Source organism: Staphylococcus sp. acrmy (genome assembly GCF_022690565.1).
Lineage (GTDB): Bacteria > Bacillota > Bacilli > Staphylococcales > Staphylococcaceae > Staphylococcus > Staphylococcus caledonicus.
The window spans coordinates 1-20,268 of sequence record NZ_JALCVE010000017.1; the positions used below are offsets into that span (position 1 = coordinate 1).

The window sequence follows — 20,268 nt, forward strand, 5'->3', positions numbered from 1 at the left end:
TCATGCTAGCAAGTTAAGCGAACACTGACATGATAAATTAGTGGTTAGCTATATTTTTTTACTTTGCAACAGAACCAGATATACCTTACGACCTTTAGAAAATTCAATTTTTAACTTTAAGTTAGTAAATTATTATTCATTAATTTAAAATTTGACTAAAATCACCAACAGTATATATAAAGTATATTTTCCCTTCTTGGTCATACCATTATTTAAACGTAGGGTTAAATGCAAACCAGAAGTCTGACAATAACTTCAAGAGTTTCTAGGAAGTTTTTTGGAATATTAGTAATTAAGGCCTCTCTTTTTTAGATAAATGTCAGATTTATTTTTGTATTTAATGGGAGTGCTTCACCCAAAATGTAAACATTTTCATTTTTTTAGTTTACATTTAGATCGCTTAGTTTTATTATCAGTACTAATACAGATATAGGAAAGAGTGGTGAAATGTTTACTTGTAATCATGAAAATGTGCGCTAGCTATCATGTGTCTAGGTAAGACGATTACGGGGGGATTTACCTTTAGCTGCTACTTTAAATTCTCAAAAGATTTATAAAACATTTTCAAGCGATAATCATGGTGTTAATGCATTTTTACATAGCTATACTTACACCGGTAACCAAATAGTATGTTCCATTGCTTTAGAAATTATTGTTACTTTTGTTCCAATTTTAAGCATATTGAATAAAGAAATTTGAAAAATGGTTAATATTTTTGAAAAAGCACTACACAATATATTAGATAAGGATGATTAGTATGAATTTAGCTGAAAAAATTTTAAAAGGAGAAATCTTAACTAAAGAGAGGTTATTGAAAATATATGAAAATCCTAATATAGATACATTAGATTTATTGAACGAAGCCTACATATTAAGAAAACATTATTATGGGAAAAAAGTAAAATTAAATATGATCTTAAATGCTAAAAGTGGTATATGTCCCGAAAACTGCGGTTATTGCGGTCAATCTAGAGATATGAAACAAAAGCAAAGATACGCTCTAGTACCAGAAGAACAAATTGTTAGCGGAGCCAAAGTAGCTAACGAGAATAACATAGGTACATATTGCATTGTCATGAGCGGCCGAGGACCTAGTAACAAAGAAATTGATCATATAAGTAGAACAGTAGAAGAAATTAAATCAAACCATCCTCAACTGAAAGTATGTGCGTGCCTTGGTTTAACTAATGATGAACAAGCTAAGAAGCTCAAAGCGTCTGGCGTTGATAGATATAACCATAATATAAATACGAGTGAAAACTATCATGAAGAAGTTGTAACTACCCATACTTATAAGGACAGAACAAATACTATAGAAATTATGAAAGAAAATAATATTTCACCATGTTCTGGTGTGATTTGTGGGATGGGAGAATCAAATCAAGATATTATTGATATGGCTTTTGCCTTAAAAGAAATAGATGCAGATAGTATTCCTATTAATTTTTTACATCCTATTAAAGGTACAAAGTTTGGAGAAATGGATGAATTGACACCCATGAAGTGCTTGCGACTTATATCTCTATTTAGGATTGTCAATCCATCTAAAGAAATTAGAATTGCTGGCGGTAGAGAAGTTAATTTACGTTCACTACAACCTTTGGCTTTAAAGGCAGCAAATTCAATATTTGTAGGAGACTACTTAATTACTGGAGGACAGCCTAATAAATTAGATTATAAGATGATAGAAGATTTGGGATTTGAAATCGACTCTGGATATAATGAGCTGAAAGAAAGAGTATAATGACCTTACAAAGTGATTTTAAAAATTACAAGAAGAAAGTTTATATAGAGAGATTAAATCTATTGGATCCATTCGTGGTAAAGATATACCTATAGATGGGAAAATGATATTAATTTCGCCTCCAATCATTATCAAGACAAGAAGAAACTCGTTTTCAACTCGTTTCTAAAAATTAAAAAAGAGAGTAAAAATTAGGAGCCACTCTCTTTTTTAAAACCACTCAATAAACCAAAAATAAGAATTAAAGCAGAAATAAATAAACATAAAACAAAAAGCCCATTAAATTCAGGTGTATTGAAAAAAGAAAACAATTCTAAGTTACTTAAATTACTAAGAAAACCACTATCATTGGGAGTTAGCTTCAAGTAATCAAAAACAAAAATTAAAAGGGTATTCGGATTATCGTGTGGAAAAACATTATAGCTGGTAGATTTTTGCTAAACTAAGGTCAGGCTAGTTGAAGAGTATCTTTTATTTTCTAAGTAATTGTGGTAGCATAAAAATGAACTAGAAAACTGTAGCTAGGGTTCCGCTATCTAGGTAGGTCAGTGACCGAGGGCTACATCTTTTACAATATGTAAAAGGCACCTATTGACATAAAAGGTCCGAGGGGGAAGGTTCAGCGTAGTTGTTATGCGTTGAAATCTTTCTCTTCGGCTCTTTTTTTATTATTTAGGAGGTATTTATCGTATGAAAAGGATCGATGATTTGAAAGCTGGTGTTGCAGTTATTATTTTGAATGAGGAGAACCAAGTTTTGTTGCAAAAAAGGTCCGATGTAGGACTTTGGGGTATTCCTTCAGGACATATAGAAATAGGGGAAACAGTTTCTGAAGCAGCTATTAGAGAAATAAAAGAGGAAACCAATTTAGATATTAGAATTAAAAAGCTTATAGGTGTGTACTCTGAGCCTGATTCTCAGGTTTTTACTTATCCAAATGGAAGAGTAGTGCATTTTATAACAACTTGTTTTCTTGCTGAAATTACTGGGGGTGAACTACGATGTAATTCTTCTGAGTCACAAGAAATTCAATTTTTTGAACAACAAAGTTTACCAAGAGACTTATTGAAAATGCATCCTCAATGGTTAAATGACGCCCTTGCCAATGATGACTTAGCTTTTATTCGTTAAAAAGTAAATCCTTGTTAAGTTAACGGGGGGATTAGTAAAAAGAGGGGTTCAGATAAAAAATTCCACACTATTTTCCGATTACCCAATTAAAATAAATGTGCCAATTGTGAAAAGAATAGCTGAAATTAAATATTTTAAAAACTTACTCAATATACCCCTCCTTTTTTTATCAAATTACCAAAATTAGTTGCTTTATTCCAATTGCTTTATTGACGTTGAGCCTCGGAACCCTTATGTATTTACAAATGATATAATATAAAAGTCGTCGTTTTACTTCTGTGCTGTAATTAGCATGGAAGGAGGTGACATCATGTTCAGCATCATATTTGTATCTTTAATAGCTCCTATAATAGTAGGGGTTATACTCACGCTATTTTCTTATTGGCTAAATAAGCGTGATAGATAATTAAACGACGACATAGTCAATACACCCAAAAAGAGCCCGATAACTACTGTGAATAGTTATCGGGCTCGGTGTTTATCATGCTTAGCATCATATTTGTTAATTACATTATAACACCATAGTGGATAGGAATGCAAAATTGCATATCTAAAATTATACATTTTTCTTTTTAAAAGCGAAAATAACTAATGCTAAAAAGATAATAATATAAACAATGTTCCCAATATATAGTTCATGTAACTCTAGTTTAGTCATTTTTTTGAATACTTCGTTATCTAATACTTGTGTACTTAAATTTAACATGTTGATAGGATTCCATTTTAACCATTCCCATTGAGCAATTGCCGCAAAGAGTATGCCTGAAATAACAGAAGAAGCAAAGTAGAAGACAATTCCTACAGCAATCGAAACACCTGGTGATTTTAAAAGGCAAGAAATTAATAATGTTAAACTCAATATTAACCACATACCAATATAAGTAGCTAAAGCAGTTAACAAGTGCTCTTGTAACAGTGATAAATTGTCACCAGATTGTTTTAAAATATCCATATCAGAAAATAGCACTAATTTTAAACCTAAGCTTATCAAAGTAGTAACAATAAATAATACTAATGAATAAATAAATAAAGCGCTAAATTTACTTAAAATAATACTCATTCTTGAGTAGTTTCTATAAAGTAAGTTCTTAATTGTACCATAGTGAAATTCCATAGTGATTATGGTTGCTGCTTGAATAATCATTAAGAAGAAGATCCAAGAAAATCCTGTATACCCTTGTTTGAACTGTGATTCTGGCTTAAGTATATCTTCATAATTATTACTTAAAACTGCCATAGCAATCATTAGAATAAATATTATAATTGGGATAATAATGGATGATTTCTTTTTAAATATCTTATAAAGTTCTTGATTAATTAAAGTGCCCATTATGATTGTTCCCCCTTTTGATCAATAATATTAAGTAATATATTTTCTAAATCACTTTCATTTGATTGGTTCAATTCTTCCATAGTAGTCTCTTTAATAATTTTACCTTTATCAATAATTAAAATTGAGTCTGTAACTTTTACAAGTTCACTTAAAATATGACTAGATATTAAAAAAGTTACACCTTGATTTTTAAAGTCTATAATCGTCTCTCTCACATTTTTTACGGCTTTTGGATCTAAGCCGTTCATTGGTTCATCTAAAATAACTAATTTAGGATGATTTAAAAGTGCCAGAGCGATACCTAGCTTTTGTTTCATTCCTAATGAATAAGTTTTTGCTTTACTATGTATAAAATCATTCATTTCTAACTTATCAACAATTTGCTGAATATTACTTGTGTCTTTATCTTCATTAATAAGCTTCATATTTTCAAAACCAGTAAGAAATGGATATAATCCAGGATTTTCAATTAAAGCACCTATATCATTACTTTTATTTAAAGTATGTGATTTTAGAGTTCCAGATTGATAGCTGGATAGACCTAAAATAACCTTCATTAATGTTGTCTTTCCTGCACCATTTCCACCTACTAATCCAATAATATCGCCACTGTTTAGTGTGAAAGATACATCTTTTAGAATTTTTTTACTTTTGATATTTTTACTAATTTCGTTCAAAGTTAATAATTCCATAGTATTCCCCCTTTTTGGTTTTGTGACTTATATATCAATATTATCAAACAAACAATTGTAAATATATAGTATTGTGTGATATTGATACTATTTAAATTATAAAAAGTGTATATATTGTCAAAAAGATTATACTATTAAGGGTACACCCTAATCATACAAATAAAGTTGTTGAAATTACCTCAACCAAAACGTATGATTAGGGTGTATATTAATTTTGAGGTGGAAATCAATGATTGTTGGCTATGCGAGAGTATCATCGCTTGATCAAAATTTAGAAAGACAGATAGATAATTTGAAAACGTTTGGTGTAGAAAAAATATTTACAGAGAAACAATCGGGAAAGTCAGTAGAAAATAGACCTGTATTTCAAGAAGCTCTTAATTTTGTGAGAATGGGCGACCGGTTTGTAGTGGAATCAATTGATCGTTTAGGACGTAATTATGATGAAGTAATCAACACAGTTAACTATTTAAAAGACAAAGAAGTTCAATTGATGATTACTAGTTTACCTATGATGAACGAAGTTATCGGCAACCCCTTATTAGATAAATTTATGAAAGACTTAATTATTCAAATATTAGCGATGGTTTCAGAACAAGAAAGAAATGAAAGCAAACGTCGACAAGAACAAGGAATTAAAGTTGCGAAAGAAAAGGGTGTGTATAAAGGACGCCCTTTATTATATTCGCCCAATGCAAAAGATCCTCAAAAACGTATTATTTATCATAGAGTTGTAGAAATGTTGAAGGAAGGCACAGCTATCAGTAAGATTGCGAAAGAAGTGAATATAACAAGGCAGACGATTTACAGAATTAAACACGATAATGATTTGGTTTAATAAACTTTGTTTCAAAGCAAATGAAAGCTTCTCACAGCGTTCCAAAACGAATGATAATAATCTATTATAGTATTTTAATAATAAAACAAAAAAGAGAGCAAATAAGCTCTCTTTTATTACTTTACATAATAGGCCTTTTATCAGAACTACACAAACATTTTCTGTAAAAAGCCTTTTTTACGTTCTTCCAATAATTTAATTTTATCTGATTGTCTATTTATTCTTATTTCAAATGTATTAAAAAAATCTCCAATTTTATTCACTACATTCCAGTTTACTTTATTATCATTATAGACCGGAAATTTTACTGTAGAATCCATTATAATCGGCCCAGAAAATTTTACAGACCAATTATAGGATTGAGTTAATTTTTTTAGTGACTCCATAATAAAAATATGAGAACCTCTTTTCAAATTTTCATTATGAATAACCCTCATTACATTAGAAGTAAAAAAATCCATCTCTTGAATAAACATAGCTTCAGGATTATCAATAGATATAGTAATACTTCCTTTTTTAAATAATTTTAATTTATTTTTATGGTAATCTAAAGTATCTTCGGATATGTGCATAAAAACTCCGTTGTTTGTTGTTTGAGCAATAACGTACGGGATATTTCCTTCTACCAAATTTGTTTTAGGTAATCTATTTCCACTTTCTATTTTTGAGAATATATCATTAATTTTAAAATTACGCCAACTATAATCCGTATCACCTTTTTCGTTCTCAAAAAGAAATTGGCGAGAGAAAATTTGTTGCATATATCCCTTTTTCTGTTCTTTTAACTTCTCTAATTTTTGTTCTTCTAATTCGATTTGTCGGTCGAGTTTGTTAAAAAAGGTACCTATTTTTTGTTGTTCTTGCACTGTAGGTAGGTTCAATCTCATATTTTCAACTAAATTCCAATCAGCTCTTGGCATTTTTGAGCCTGCAGATTTATTTGCCATAAAAGAAAATTTATTGGTCTGTATAAATGAATACAAAAACTTATTTTTTAAAATTGATTTATCTTTTGAATTCAAAACCCATATTTCAGAGGAGCAAACGCCGTCAAAATCTGCAAAATAATATTTATTAAGGTATGGTCGTAACTTGCTATATAAAACATCACCTTTTTTGAATCTATTTTTTTGACTACTAAATTCTGTAGAATTATACAAATGAATTAGTCTTCCTGTATCAGACTCTAAACTATCTAACTCTATATCACTCTCATTATCATCTTTTTTAGAGTTAAATTTTCTGGTTTTATTTGTTACACACTCACCTAAAATGTGTAATTTCCACTCCTCATCAAATCCAGGAAACCTTAACTCTGGTACGTTCTTTGGTTCATTAATCATGGTTAACCACTCCTAATTCTTTTAAATACTCATTAATTTCTGTTTCAACTTCCGCAATACCTTTATCAATATTTTTAAGGTCTTGCTGAACTTGATCTAAATCAATAGGATCTTCTTCTTCAAATGTATCGACATATCTTGGAATATTAAGGTTATAATCATTTTCTGCAATCTCTTCTAAACTTGCCGCATAGCTATACTTATCTAATGTTTCACGATTTTTATATGTTTCAACGATTTTTTCAACATCTTCTGTTGTTAAATGGTTTTGATTTTTTCCTTTTTTAAATGATTGTGATGCATCGATAAATAACACATTATCATCAATTTCACGACATTTTTTAAACACTAAAATACATGTTGGTATTGGTGTGCCAAAAAATAAATTATTTGGTAAACCAATCACAGCATCTAAATAATTTTTTTCTTCAATGAGGTATCGACGAATTACACCTTCAGCTTGGCCATGGCCACGGAATAGGACACCATGTGGTAAAACGACAGCCATCGTACCTTCGTCATCTAAATAATGTATCATATGTTGAACAAAGGCATAATCCGCTTTTTTTACAGGAGCTAACTTACCGTAATTACTAAAACGTTCATCGTCATTAAATTTACTGTCAGCCGACCAATGAGCACTATACGGTGGATTAGCCACAACAGCATCAAATTTTTCATCCATAAACGCTGGATTTTCTAATGTATCCCCATTTTGAATATCAAAGTTTTCATAACGAACATTATGCAACAACATATTCATTCGAGCTAAGTTATATGTTGTATTGTTACGCTCTTGGCCATTATAACGATACACTTTCGTTTCTTTACCTACACGTAATAGTAATGAACCCGATCCACACGTAGGGTCATAGACATTCCTTAATTTATCTTTACCTTGTGTCACGATTTTCGCTAAAATTTTAGACACTTGTTGTGGTGTATAGAACTCCCCTGCTTTTTTACCTGCATTTGCCGCAAAACGACCAATTAAGAATTCATAAGCGTCACCTAACATATCGATTTCCATATCACTATGTACAAATGGCAGTTCTGATAAATGCACCATCACTTTCCCGATTAAAGCTGTTCTATCTTTTACCGTATTTCCTAATCGAGTCGAACTTAAGTCCATATCACTAAACAATCCAACAAAGTCTTCTTCACTGTCCTGTCCTAATGTTGATGTTTCAACTTTACGGATGGCTTGTGATAAATGTTCAATATCAAAGCGTTGATTTTCAATTTCTTTAACCATACTGCTAAACAAATCTTGTGGTTCGATATAATAACCAACATTTTCAATCAATTCTTCTTTAAGATCTTCTCTATATTCCTCGTCTTTCCATGCTTCTTCGTACGTTATCTCTTCGTCAGATAACGCTTCTGCGACTTCGGCTTCTGCTTTTTCAGATAAGAAGCGATAGAAGATTAATCCTAAGATATAATTACGAAATTCACTTGCATCCATGTTGCCTCGCAAATCATTCGCAATAGACCATAGACGCTTATGTAATTCCTGTTGTTGTTGACGTTGCTTTTCTGTAATAGACAATGTGTCCTTCCCCCATTAATCATAATTTTGTATATCCATTTTTTAGCTGTATTTTTCTGTGACTTTTTCGACAAATGATGCAATCGCAGCTTTTGTTTGTCTTTTTTCTCGTAGTTTCATACCAGATACTAAATCTTTAACTTTATCGGTATTAAGAATACCACTGTATTCAAATTCACTTGTAATGTTTTTCAACATATCTTCGTTTACTGCTTTTTGATCCGCAAATTCATTAAACTCTTCTTCTTTTTTCGCATTTTCAAAGGTAATATATGCTTCATCAAGATCCTCATCTTCTGATAAATCTGGAATAATCTTATCCATGAATTCTTTAATTAAATCACGTTTTAAACGTAGTTTAGGATCATCTGCTGTATCTAAAATACGTCTAATTTGTTCACGGTTTCTTTGTTGTTCAACTTTATCTTTTAAATCGATTTGACGTACTAAATCCATAATATAAGACACATTAATCGTATCGTTACGTAGTATCTCAATTTCAAAATCAATATCATTTAAAATGGATACTTTATTTTTATCATTTTTTGGTACTTTTATTTGATCATAAATCGCAAAATATTTACTCTTGTAATCTTCAAAGTCTTGTTCTTCCATACCTACACTTGAAGAGGTAAATTCAAATTCATCAAATGCTTTCATTCTTAATACGAGTTTAGATAATAAGCGATATGCTTCGACAAAGGCTTTCTTTTCTTCATCATTTTGCACGTCATCCATATGTTGTGGTGATGGTGCAATTGCTTTTAGTTCTGCCAAAGCATCAACGAATTCAGCTTTGTATTCTTCATAACTCTTCATTAATACACGATCAGTATCTTCTGTTTGTGAGAATAATTGTAATGCATTGTCAGTAGCTTTCTTTAAGTCTCGATAGTTCACGATTTTACCGAAAGGCTTCGTTTCCTTTTCAACACGGTTAGTACGTGAATATGCTTGAATTAAGTCATGATATTTGAGGTTCTTATCTACATATAATGTATTCAATACTTTACTGTCGAAACCTGTTAGGAACATATTAACGACAATTAAGACATCGATTTTATTATCTTTAACACCTTTTTTCACATTTTTAGACACATGATTAAAGTATTCTTGGAAAGTATCAGTTGTGAAATTAGTGTCGAAATTCGCGTTATAGTCTTTCATCATGTGGTCTAAATGTTCACGTGCCGTTGTTGGTGGTACTTCATCCTCTGTTTCTTTTGTTTCTTCATTTGGACCAAACGAGTAAATACCTGCCACTTTTAACGGACGATCATATTCTTGATTAATCTTGTTAAAGGCTTGGTAATATTTAATTAATGCAGGAATACTTTGTACCGTTAAGACACTTGAATACTGTCTATCACGTGTGTATTTATCATGATTTTCAATGATGTGTCTGACAATCAACTCGATACGATCATCTGACATCCATACCTCATCTTTATTAATATCTTCGACCATATCATCTATTTCAGTTTCAATGGTATTTTCTTTAATTGTATTAATATAATCAACAGAGAATCCTAACACGTTACCATCATGAATCGCATCTTTAATTAAATACGTATGGAGGCATCTACCAAAAATATCTGCCGTGCTACGCCCGTCTTGACTTTTATTTTCTTCAAAACGTGGTGTACCAGTAAATCCAAAGTATTGCGCATTATTAAAGTGTTGACGGATAATACGATGCATATCACCAAATTGGCTACGATGACATTCATCGATGATAAATACGACTTTATCTGTTTTGTATTGTTCTAAAGCGTCCGCATTGTTTTGAATAGCTTTAGACATCTTTTGTATCGTCGTAACAATGAGTGGTAAGCTTTTATCATTCAATTGACGGACTAATTGTGATGTATTGTTCGTTTTATCCACGGCGCCTTTTGAGAATTTGTTAAATTCTTCTTCCGTTTGACTGTCTAAATCTTTACGATCTACTAGGAAGATAACCTTTTTAATATTTTCTTGTTCTGATAATACCTGGCTGGATTTAAATGATGTTAAAGTTTTACCACTGCCAGTTGTATGCCAAATATAACCGTTGTTTGATGTTTCTGTTGCTTGATGTATCAATGATTCTACAGCATGTACTTGGTACGGACGCAATGCCATTAACACTTTATCTGTTTCATTAATAATCATGTAACGTGAAATCATTTTCGCAATGTGACACGGTCTTAAAAATATTTCGGTAAAATCATTGAGTGTGTTAATACGTTTATTATTTTTATCACTCCAATAAAACATATGACTCTTATAAATTTCACCATCATTATTAGAGATATAACGTGTTTCTATCCCGTTACTAATAATGAACATTTGAATATAACGGAACAGACCTGTGTAATTTTGTTTACGATAACGCATCACTTGGTTAAATGCTTCATTGATATCTACGCCACGACGTTTGAGTTCCACTTGGACAAGTGGTAGCCCGTTAATAAGGATTGTCACGTCATATCTAGCTTTATATGTATCTTCAACCGACACTTGGTTTGTCACTTGGAATTTGTTTTGGCACCAATTCACTGTATCTAAAAATGATAAATATACTTCTGATTCATCATCACGTTTTAATGTTAGTTTGTCTCGCAAAATGCGCGCACTTTCAAATATTCCTTTACCATTAATCATGGTTAATAAGCGCTGAAATTCTTTATCTGTTAATGGTTGGCCATTTAATTTATCTTTGTGACGTTCATTTAATATAGAACGGAAGTTATCTAATAGTTGTTTATCGTTTCTAATTGTTACGATTTCATATCCATTTTCTTTTAATTGATTCATCATTTCCTTCTCTAAGGAAAACTCACTCTGATATGCCAATTTCGACCCATCCTTTATTGATTACTATTTATTTCAATATATCATAGTATCAGAAACACGTATAAAAGAATTTACATCATTTATTAACATAAGTGATGATTATAGGTAGTTAATTTGTCTTTCTTCTAATTGGCCCTCTAGTCTTTGTATATTTCATTACTTTCTAAGGCCAAGATTTGTTGATTTTCTAAAAAAACTATTTAACGTATTGATATTGTCATTTTGCTAATTCAATAACAAAAATAGAATTGTATTATATAAAAATTAAAAGGGTATATATTTTTAGGAGGGTGATTTAAATGAAAGCAGTTACTTATCAAGGACATAAAAATATGGAAGTTCGTGAAGTAAACGATCCAACGATAGAAGAATCAACAGATGCAATTATTAAAATAACAGCTTCAGGTATATGTGGTTCTGATTTACACCTTTATCATCAAGGCGATTTATTTATGGATCCTGGTTTTGTTATCGGACATGAGCCAATGGGAATTGTAGAAGAAGTAGGAAAAGACGTTAAGACTTTAAAAAAAGGGGATAGAGTGGTTATACCTTTTAACATCGGTTGTGGTGACTGCTTCTATTGTAATAACCATATGGAGTCTCAATGCGACAACTCTAATCCATCCCCTGCAAATTGGAAAATGGACAATGGTGGACTTTTCGGTTTTGGTGCCATGCACGGGAACCACTGGGGAGGACAAGCAGAGTATTTAAGAGTTCCATTTGCTGACTTCTCTTCTTTCAAAGTTCCAGATAGTGATTTGAAAGACGAACAAGTATTATTTTTATCTGATGTTGTCCCAACAGCTTATTGGAGTGTAGAACATGCGGGCGTAAAATCTGGTGACACTGTTATTGTTCTAGGTTGTGGTCCAATCGGTTTAATGGCACAAAAATTTGCTAAATTAAAAGGTGCTGAACGTGTGATTGCCATTGATAATGTGGAACATAGATTAAACCATGCGAAAAAATTCAATGGTGCTGAAGTGTATAATTTTTCTAAAGAAGATAATATTGGAAAATTACTTCGTGAAAATACACGTGGCGGTGCAGATGTTGTAATAGATTGTGTGGGAATGGATGGACAAGTCGCTCAAGATGATTTAGAGATTAGTTCAAACTCAGCACAACGCGGTAATATTAGTCCAATTATTACAGCAGCAGAATCAGTAAGAAAATTTGGTACCATTCAATTAACTGGTATTTATGCTACACCTGCAGATAATTTTCCAGTAGATTTAATTTTTAATAGAGATGTTCAAATAAAAAGTGGTCAAGCGCCAGTTATTCATCAAATGCCAAAATTATATGAAATGATTAAAAATGAAGTGTTTGATCCAACAGAAATTATAACGCATACCATGCCTTTAGAAGAAGCAAAACAAGCGTATGATATTTTCGATCAGAAAAAAGATAACAATATTAAAGTCGTTTTAAAACCACAATAATAAATGCATAAAGGAGTCTATATACAGATTATGACCAGTATATAGACTCTTTTATTAATTTCATGTGCTAATTTTCAGAATCGTTAAATTATAAAATTTCTAAATCTAATCACTGCTATATGAAACTATCAAACAAATTTAATCGTTTGCTATATATAATTTCAAATGCTTAGATGTTAATGTTTTATTTTCTTTAACAAAGTTCATAGGCGATCCACTAAATTGTACTTTTCCCCCATCTAAACCAGGACCTGGTCCTACATCTATAATCCAATCAGCTTCACACATTGTTGATAAGTTATGTTCAATTAAAATAACAGTATTATTTTGTTCAATAAGGTCATTAAAACAGTTTATCAATATAGGAATATCAGCTTCATGTAAACCTGTCGTAGGTTCATCAAATATAAAAATACTATCTGTAACATCATCATTTAAATATTGGGCTAATTTAACGCGTTGAATTTCACCACCTGATAATGTAGATAGAGGCTGACCAAGGGTTACGTAATTTAATCCAGTTTTACTTATAGCTTGTAACTTAGACTGAATGTCTTTTTCTTTATCAAAAAATTTTATACCTTCGTCAACAGTCAATTCAAGGAAATCAGCAATAGAATAGCCATCTATAGTTGCATTCAACACTTCTGGCTTATAACGTTTACCGTTACACACTTCACATATTTGTGAAAATTCGCCCATAAATGCAAGCTCTGTTTCAATATAACCTTTACCTCCACAATTGGGACAAGCTCCTTTCGAATTATAACTAAACATAGATTTATTTAATCCAGTTTCTTTACTGAAAAAATTTCTGACTCTATCAAAAATACTTAAAAAAGTTAGTAAATTAGACCGATTGGAACCTTGTATCGCTTTTTGATCCATAAATACTGCATTATCATTCTTGGCAAAACCGCCCTTAACAAGTGAACTTTTCCCAGAACCTGCTACTCCCGTTAATACTGTCAAAACATGCTTAGGTATATCCACTGTCACATTATTCAAATTGTTTTGGGTCACTGGTCCAAGATGATAAAAACTCTTTGGTTCACGTCTCTCATTTTTTAAGTGATGTTTGATACGTAGTGCTTCCCCAGTAGATGTATCTGAAGACAATAATTCTTTGTATGTTCCCTCAAACGTTATCTCTCCACCTTGCGTTCCTGAACTTGGTCCCATATCAATAATATAATCTGCTTCTTTAATTACATCAGGATCGTGTTCTACAATTAATACTGTATTACCTTTATCTTTTAAAGATTTCAAAATTTCATTTATTTTTGTAATATCCTCTGGATGTAAACCAACACTGGGTTCATCAATGATATAAACCAAATCAGATAGCGAACTGTTCAAATGTCGTATTAATTTAAGACGTTGTGCTTCTCCACCTGATAAAGAAGTGGTTACACGATTAAGCGTTAAATAACTTAATCCTATATAATCAAGGGCTTCTAATTGCTTTCGAAGTGGTTCAATAATAAATTGAGCTGTAGAATTGTTTAATTTATTAAGAAACACTAAATTTTCTTTTACAGTCATTTGTGTAAAATCTGAAATATTTTTTCCCTTAATTTTACAACTCAAAATTTTTGAATTTAAACGTTGACCATTACAGGTTGGACAAGTTTTATTTTCTACAACATTTTTAAGATGCTTAGCGTAACGTTTCTTGTTAAATTCTTTATCCCCTAAGAATATCCTTCTAAACCTAGGTATAAGCCCTACATACTTTGCTGATTTTCGCCATTCTTCGGGCGGGTTTTTTAATTTTATTGGCTCCTGATACAAAAACAAATCTAATTCTTTTTTTGTATATGCTTTTAATTTTTTATCATTATCGAATAGACCACTATCACGATAAGCTTTCCCTCTTTCTTTATCAGGGCCAAAAGAAGGAAAATTAATAGCACCTTCATTTAAAGATTTGTTCCAATCTAAGAGTTCATTTAAATTAATGTCTTCAATGTAACCTAATCCTTCACATGTTTTACACATACCATTGGGACTGTTAAATGAAAAAGCATCTGAATAACCAACAAAAGGTTCACCTACCCTTGACCACAACAATCTAACAGAGGCATATATATCAGACACTGTACCTACAGTAGAGCGAGAATTACCATTAAATCTTTTTTGACTAATTGTCATTGCTACAGGAAGATTTTTAATTTCTTTTACTTTTGGTTTAGGTTGCTGATTTAAATGAAATTGAATATAGCTAGAATAACTTTCATTTAAAAGTTGTTCAGATTCAGCAGCTATTGTATTGAAAACCAGTGATGACTTACCTGAACCAGAACGTCCTGTAAATACTGTAATCAAATGTTTAGGTATAGTTATATCTATATTTTTTAAATTATTCTGTGAAGCTCCTATAATAGTAATATCATTCATAAATTCACCCTCCATTATAATTTTTATCAATTGATTAAATTATCACACTAACTTAATTTATCTTTTTCTTCCTAAGTTTCATTATTCCATCTTTTGGACTAGCAGTACTAGCGAAGCCTATTTTTGCAGCATTAGCTGATACGGTTGATATATCTAGACATATAATTGTATCTGCGTATCAACTTGGTCAATATGCGTTATTCACATTGGTTCCGTTTCGTTTGGCCAGTTGTTATCTTTGTACTTGTATTCGGGGATAGCATATTAGTAACTCAAGTTATATTACATTAATATAAACATCTTTTAAAATTAATTTTATGTTTTCGGTTTATTCATATAATGTCTCAACTAAAAAAATATCGCCAAATTTTTTAAATTTGGCGATAGTCATTAAGACAATGAATATTGATAGATATCACAAAATTATGCTTCTAATTTTTTAATAATCTCTCTATTGAAATCATCTAAGTCATCTGGTACACGACTTGTTACAATATTGTTGTCTACTACAACTGATTCATCAACAACATGTGCTCCTGCATTAGATAAATCTTTACGTACATTGATAACACCAGTTATTGTACGTCCATTTAAATCATCAGTATCAACTAATAATAGTGGGCCATGACAAATCGCAAATGTTGGTACATCATTTTGAGTGAAATACTTAGTAAATGTACCATAACGACCTTCTTCATCACCACGTAAATGGTCAGGTGAAAATCCACCAGGAATTAATAATGCATCATAATTTTCTGGTTTAGCGTCTGCGATACTAACATCTACAGTTACTTTTTCACCATGTTTACCAACAACTTCATGATTAGCTGTATCACCAATAACTTCCGTCTTAAATCCAGCATTTTCTAATGCTTCTTTTGGACTAGTTAATTCTATATCTTCAAATTCATCTGCTAAAATGATTGCTACTTTTTTAGTCATATTACAACATTACCTTTCGATTATAATTTTTAAATCTAGATATTATATACACTAAGAAGGAGGGAGTTTAAACATATATTAAAAATGGTTAAGCATTTCCATCAATTATATCACGACATTGTTTAGCAGCAGCTTTTGGATCGTCAGCGTTTGCGATGCCACCACCAACAATAATTAAATCTGGTTGTTCAACTGCCACTGATTTAATTGTATCGGGTTTGATACCACCTGCTACGGCTACTTTTGAATTTGAAATAACTGATTTAACAGTACGTAAACTTTCTAAAGGTGATACGCCTTTAGCTTGTAAATCATAACCAGTATGTACTGCAATATAATCAGCACCCATTTTATCTAATTCAGCTGCACGTTGTTCTAAATTTTGAACCGCGATCATATCAACTAATAATTCTTTGCCATGGTTATGTGCTTCTTCGATAGCACTTTTAATTGAAGCATCTTCAGAAACACCCAGAATTGTTACGATGTCAGCACCGAATTTTACAGCTTGACTTACTTCATAACTAGCAGCATCCATAATTTTTAAATCTGCTAATACTTGTGTGTTAGTGACTGATTTACTCATATGTTCAACAGCAGATAGTCCTTCATTAATAACAATTGGTGTTCCAATTTCTACGATATCAATGAATTCCTCTACTTCTTGAGCTAATTTTGCTGCTTCTTTTTGGTCTAATAGATCGATTGCTAATTGTAATTTCATTAAAGTTTCTCCTCTCTATCTTTTATAATGCTATTATGGTATTAGTTGTTTAGAATAACAATACTGACATTTTTGTCACTATATAAAAATGGAGGATTCGTTTTGTTAATTGAATATAATAATAAAGAATTTTATACATCGAAAGATTTAGCCTTGTCTGTCATTGGTGGAAGATGGAAAATTGCCATTGTTTACCATCTTTTGCAGAGTAATTGTTTAAGGTTAAGTGAATTACAAAATAAACTACCTGATATTAGTCAGCGAATGTTAATAAGACAACTTAGAGAACTAGAACAAGACAAAATCATTGAAAGGACGGTTTATCCAGTAGTCCCTCCTAAAGTAGATTATAGGTTGACTGAAATAGGATTAAAGCTTGATAAAGTAGTCTTTTCAATTTGTGATTGGGGAGATGATTTTCTAGATACACTTAAAAACAATAATCGTAGATATTGACATGACAAATGATTATCAGAAGTTCCATCACTATAAAAGGTGTATCAAGGATTTATAACACCCTTGATACACCTTTTAAATTCATTTTTAATTACCGAAGAATCGACTCCAAAATCCCTTTTTAGGTGGTTCTACCTCTCTATTATCATCAGGATCACTCTTCGTTTCTTCAACGAACTTATCCTCTTTTGTTAATTCACCTTCATTTGTACTGTCGTTCTTTTTCTCTTCGGCTATATCCTTGTAATTTACTTCTGTTGGTTGACGCTTTGTTTGTTGTTGGTTGATATTTTGCGATTCTTCAGTAAAAGTTGCTTCTTGCGGATTAATGTTTTGTCTATTATTCGTCGCTGTATCAAAAGAATAATTGAGCTGTCTTTCTTCTTCTAATTGGCTTTCTAGTTTTTGAATTTTTTTATTGCTTTCTAATGCTAAGACTTGCTGATTTTCTAAAAGTCTATTAAGTGTATTTATTTGTTCTTTATCTCTATTTGCCTGTTCCTTATATATATCTAGCTGAATATGTAACTGCTTTATTGTTTCATCTTTTACCTGATTATTATCAGAATCAGAATTTTTTTCATTTATTTTACTTTCAGCATCAATGCTCTTTTTCTGATTTTTTTTAATTCTATTTACTACTACAATCTCATCTTCACTAGATAAGTAATTTACGTTATCAATTTTTTGAAATTTTACATTTGCTTTTTTAGCGTTATTATAAACTGTCATTTTTGTCACATTTAGTTCGTCAGCGATTTTCTTCATACTTTTCATATAGTAGCCTCCGTATAACTATATATGATATTTATCATAATTATATAGTTATTATACTTACCATATCAACACTTTTATACTTATACATAAAAGGTATACACATAATTATACGAATTTATTTTACTCTCTTTATATACTTCTTATATGCCTTTTATACGTATTGTAATAGCTTTCTTTATATAACATTTCGTATCACTATATAAAAACAAAATATAACCTTTTATCATTCTTACATGATATATACACTAAATATATATAAAAAATGTAACAAAGATTTGAAAAATGTTATTATAAATAGAAAGAAGCCTAACTACGGGAATAGTTAGGCCTCGATGGTAATAAAAAAGTTGTTTTTGTACAGTTGTTGTATTCATATTATATATATTAAGAATTATTAGCGCAAGTCTAATACATATATACTTACTTATGACTTTTTATTACCTCTTTTAAAAATCTAAATATGAAAGAGGTTTTTTGTATGTCTAATTTTAATATTAAAGAAATCCAAAAAGAAAAATTCTATCGATTGCCTAAAGTATTTTTTACAAATCCTAAATATACTAAATTGTCCAATGATGCAAAAATAACTTGGTCAATATTAAGAGACCGTTTAGATTTATCTATAAAAAATAATTGGATAGATGAAAATGGAGATATATTCTTTATATATACTAACGAAAAGTTAAAACAAATCCTAAATATTAGTAGCCCAAACAAATTATCTAAAATAAAGAAGGAATTAACTCGAGCTGATTTGTTTAGTCAAATCAGAGTGGGATTAAATAAACCTAATAAACTATATCTAAAAAAACCTGAAGTAACAAAAGATGATGTATATTGTATTACACAACAAGAAAATGACGTAGAGCAGCAATATTCTACGGATGTATCAAATTCATACATCCAGAAATATGATAATGATACATCAGGAAATATTAAAATGATATATCATGATATATCAAAAAAATACACTAATGATACTGATTATAATGATACTGATTATATTAAGACTGAGAGTAATGATACGGATGATTTGAATGATAAGAAATTAACATATCCTAGTAATCATACAAATCATTCAAATCACTACCATTCAAATTTTAATAATGAAGCTTTAAAATTCCAATTACTCGAAGAACTACCGCAAAGTATTCAAAGGTATTTAAGTAACTTTTCTGTAAATGAAATTAAAATCATCAAATCTGTATTATTAAAAGCCAAAACGTCCTTTAATAATTCTATTGATACATATTACTTATTAGAAGATATGGAAATCGAAATACTTCACGTTCTTAAACGTTTCAAAGCTATGCTTATTCAAAAAAATGAAACCGTTGAATCAATGCAAGGATACTTAATGAAATCTCTTAAGTCTGAATTCGCTGAAATGCATACACTTAATAAACGACGTGATCATTTACCCATCACTTCTTTATTTAATCAATAATGATTTAATTAGAGAGCATCTTTAAATAGATGTTCTCTTTTTTTATTTACTAGTGGTTGCTAAGGCAACCACCTAGATCAAACGAAAGTAAGGGAGGGGATAACAAAATAACATCAACACAATGTCACAACATAACACGCTGCTATTAAAGAAAGGAGGAACTCTTATGCATAATAAGAAAAAGATTAAAGTTACTTTGGCAATGGTTAATGTTCTTTTAACTGCAGTCGAACTTTATCTTCAATGGCAATTGAATAAATCTGAAAATGAACTGTAGTTAAGCAAGTAGGTGGGACTAAAACAGAAACGTTTTAGTCCTATTTTTTCTATAAATGGTTATTATTCGTTTAAAAATGGCTCAAATAATTTTTCATAAGAAGAAAAATAAAATGATCATTAGCGTTGTTTTAACTTTAAAAAATATAAAAACAGTTAGTATTTTTATATTTTTTTATCAATATTTCTTAGTTATAAAAGTGACTTAATAAAATCGTTTTTGTCATTTATTTTGTTAATGTTCGGAAAGAAAAGGTTGAATTTATCATTCCAAAAAATCAAAATTCAGATTCAATTGATATACATCATAAACAAAAAGTA

At 30.5% G+C, this 20,268-nt stretch carries 16 protein-coding genes and 2 pseudogenes; 9 read left to right on the top strand and 9 right to left on the bottom strand.

Annotated elements, in window-relative coordinates:
- Positions 1-432 precede the first annotated feature (432 nt).
- The 4 genes and pseudogenes from FH144_RS11690 to FH144_RS11705 all read left to right on the top strand — a co-directional run.
- Positions 433-699 (top strand): annotated as a pseudogene (locus FH144_RS11690) (aminotransferase class III-fold pyridoxal phosphate-dependent enzyme); the annotation flags it as partial.
- Between the two features lie 58 nt (positions 700-757).
- Entirely contained in the window at positions 758-1,744 is a 987-nt protein-coding gene (bioB, locus tag FH144_RS11695; RefSeq protein WP_019467634.1) for a biotin synthase BioB, read from the top strand.
- A 690-nt stretch (positions 1,745-2,434) separates the two neighbouring features.
- Entirely contained in the window at positions 2,435-2,875 is a 441-nt protein-coding gene (locus FH144_RS11700) for an NUDIX domain-containing protein (RefSeq protein ID WP_002476233.1), read from the top strand.
- Positions 2,876-3,185: 310 nt separating this feature from the next.
- Entirely contained in the window at positions 3,186-3,281 is a 96-nt protein-coding gene (locus FH144_RS11705) for a type I toxin-antitoxin system Fst family toxin (RefSeq protein WP_107365925.1), read from the top strand.
- Positions 3,282-3,431: 150 nt separating this feature from the next.
- Here the strand turns inward: FH144_RS11705 and FH144_RS11710 are convergent, their stop codons facing one another.
- Entirely contained in the window at positions 3,432-4,205 is a 774-nt protein-coding gene (locus FH144_RS11710) for an ABC transporter permease (RefSeq protein ID WP_053022575.1), read from the bottom strand.
- Entirely contained in the window at positions 4,205-4,900 is a 696-nt protein-coding gene (locus FH144_RS11715) for an ABC transporter ATP-binding protein (RefSeq protein ID WP_002512557.1), read from the bottom strand. Before FH144_RS11715 ends, FH144_RS11710 begins: the two co-directional genes overlap by 1 nt.
- A gap of 229 nt (positions 4,901-5,129) precedes the next feature.
- Here FH144_RS11715 and FH144_RS11720 point away from each other — a divergent pair, with 229 nt between their 5' ends.
- Entirely contained in the window at positions 5,130-5,738 is a 609-nt protein-coding gene (locus FH144_RS11720; RefSeq protein ID WP_145426286.1) for a recombinase family protein, read from the top strand.
- 146 nt (positions 5,739-5,884) lie between these two features.
- Here FH144_RS11720 and FH144_RS11725 read toward each other — a convergent pair whose 3' ends face one another.
- The 3 genes from FH144_RS11725 to FH144_RS11735 are packed head-to-tail and all read right to left on the bottom strand — an operon-like array spanning position 5,885 to position 11,474.
- The gene (locus FH144_RS11725; RefSeq protein ID WP_242316020.1) at positions 5,885-7,081 is read right to left on the bottom strand and encodes a restriction endonuclease subunit S; all 1,197 of its coding nucleotides are present in this window, start codon (positions 7,079-7,081) and stop codon (positions 5,885-5,887) included.
- The gene (locus tag FH144_RS11730) at positions 7,074-8,636 is read right to left on the bottom strand and encodes a type I restriction-modification system subunit M (protein ID WP_242316022.1); all 1,563 of its coding nucleotides are present in this window, start codon (positions 8,634-8,636) and stop codon (positions 7,074-7,076) included. The genes FH144_RS11725 and FH144_RS11730 overlap by 8 nt, the downstream gene beginning before the upstream one ends.
- A 42-nt stretch (positions 8,637-8,678) precedes the next feature.
- The gene (locus tag FH144_RS11735; RefSeq protein ID WP_180542876.1) at positions 8,679-11,474 is read right to left on the bottom strand and encodes a type I restriction endonuclease subunit R; all 2,796 of its coding nucleotides are present in this window, start codon (positions 11,472-11,474) and stop codon (positions 8,679-8,681) included.
- Positions 11,475-11,773: 299 nt separating this feature from the next.
- Between FH144_RS11735 and FH144_RS11740 the strand changes: the two genes are divergently transcribed.
- Positions 11,774-12,925 carry a zinc-dependent alcohol dehydrogenase gene (locus FH144_RS11740; RefSeq protein WP_034172885.1) on the top strand — a complete coding sequence of 384 codons (1,152 nt, stop codon included), beginning with the start codon at positions 11,774-11,776 and terminating at the stop codon, positions 12,923-12,925.
- 138 nt (positions 12,926-13,063) lie between these two features.
- Here FH144_RS11740 and FH144_RS11745 read toward each other — a convergent pair whose 3' ends face one another.
- Positions 13,064-15,325, bottom strand: a complete 2,262-nt coding sequence (locus FH144_RS11745) for an ATP-binding cassette domain-containing protein (protein ID WP_034172884.1) — start codon at positions 15,323-15,325, stop codon at positions 13,064-13,066.
- Between the two features lie 56 nt (positions 15,326-15,381).
- Between FH144_RS11745 and FH144_RS11750 the strand changes: the two are divergent.
- A pseudogene (locus FH144_RS11750) lies at positions 15,382-15,616 on the top strand (YfcC family protein); the annotation flags it as partial.
- Between the two features lie 132 nt (positions 15,617-15,748).
- Here the strand turns inward: FH144_RS11750 and FH144_RS11755 are convergent.
- Together FH144_RS11755 and hxlA are read right to left on the bottom strand one after the other, a co-directional pair.
- Entirely contained in the window at positions 15,749-16,267 is a 519-nt protein-coding gene (locus FH144_RS11755) for a type 1 glutamine amidotransferase domain-containing protein (protein WP_034172883.1), read from the bottom strand.
- 88 nt (positions 16,268-16,355) lie between these two features.
- Positions 16,356-16,991 carry a 3-hexulose-6-phosphate synthase gene (gene hxlA / locus FH144_RS11760; protein WP_034172882.1) on the bottom strand — a complete coding sequence of 212 codons (636 nt, stop codon included), beginning with the start codon at positions 16,989-16,991 and terminating at the stop codon, positions 16,356-16,358.
- A 102-nt stretch (positions 16,992-17,093) separates the two neighbouring features.
- Between hxlA and FH144_RS11765 the strand changes: the two genes are divergently transcribed.
- Positions 17,094-17,447, top strand: a complete 354-nt coding sequence (locus FH144_RS11765; RefSeq protein WP_034172881.1) for a winged helix-turn-helix transcriptional regulator — start codon at positions 17,094-17,096, stop codon at positions 17,445-17,447.
- 87 nt (positions 17,448-17,534) lie between these two features.
- Here FH144_RS11765 and FH144_RS11770 read toward each other — a convergent pair whose 3' ends face one another.
- On the bottom strand, positions 17,535-18,224 hold the full coding sequence (locus FH144_RS11770; RefSeq protein ID WP_053025629.1) for a DUF536 domain-containing protein: 690 nt from the start codon (positions 18,222-18,224) through the stop codon (positions 17,535-17,537).
- Positions 18,225-18,702: 478 nt separating this feature from the next.
- Here FH144_RS11770 and FH144_RS11775 point away from each other — a divergent pair, with 478 nt between their 5' ends.
- Positions 18,703-19,671, top strand: coding sequence for a replication initiator protein A (locus FH144_RS11775; protein WP_242316024.1), 969 nt, complete (start codon positions 18,703-18,705; stop codon positions 19,669-19,671).
- Positions 19,672-20,268: the final 597 nt, after the last annotated feature.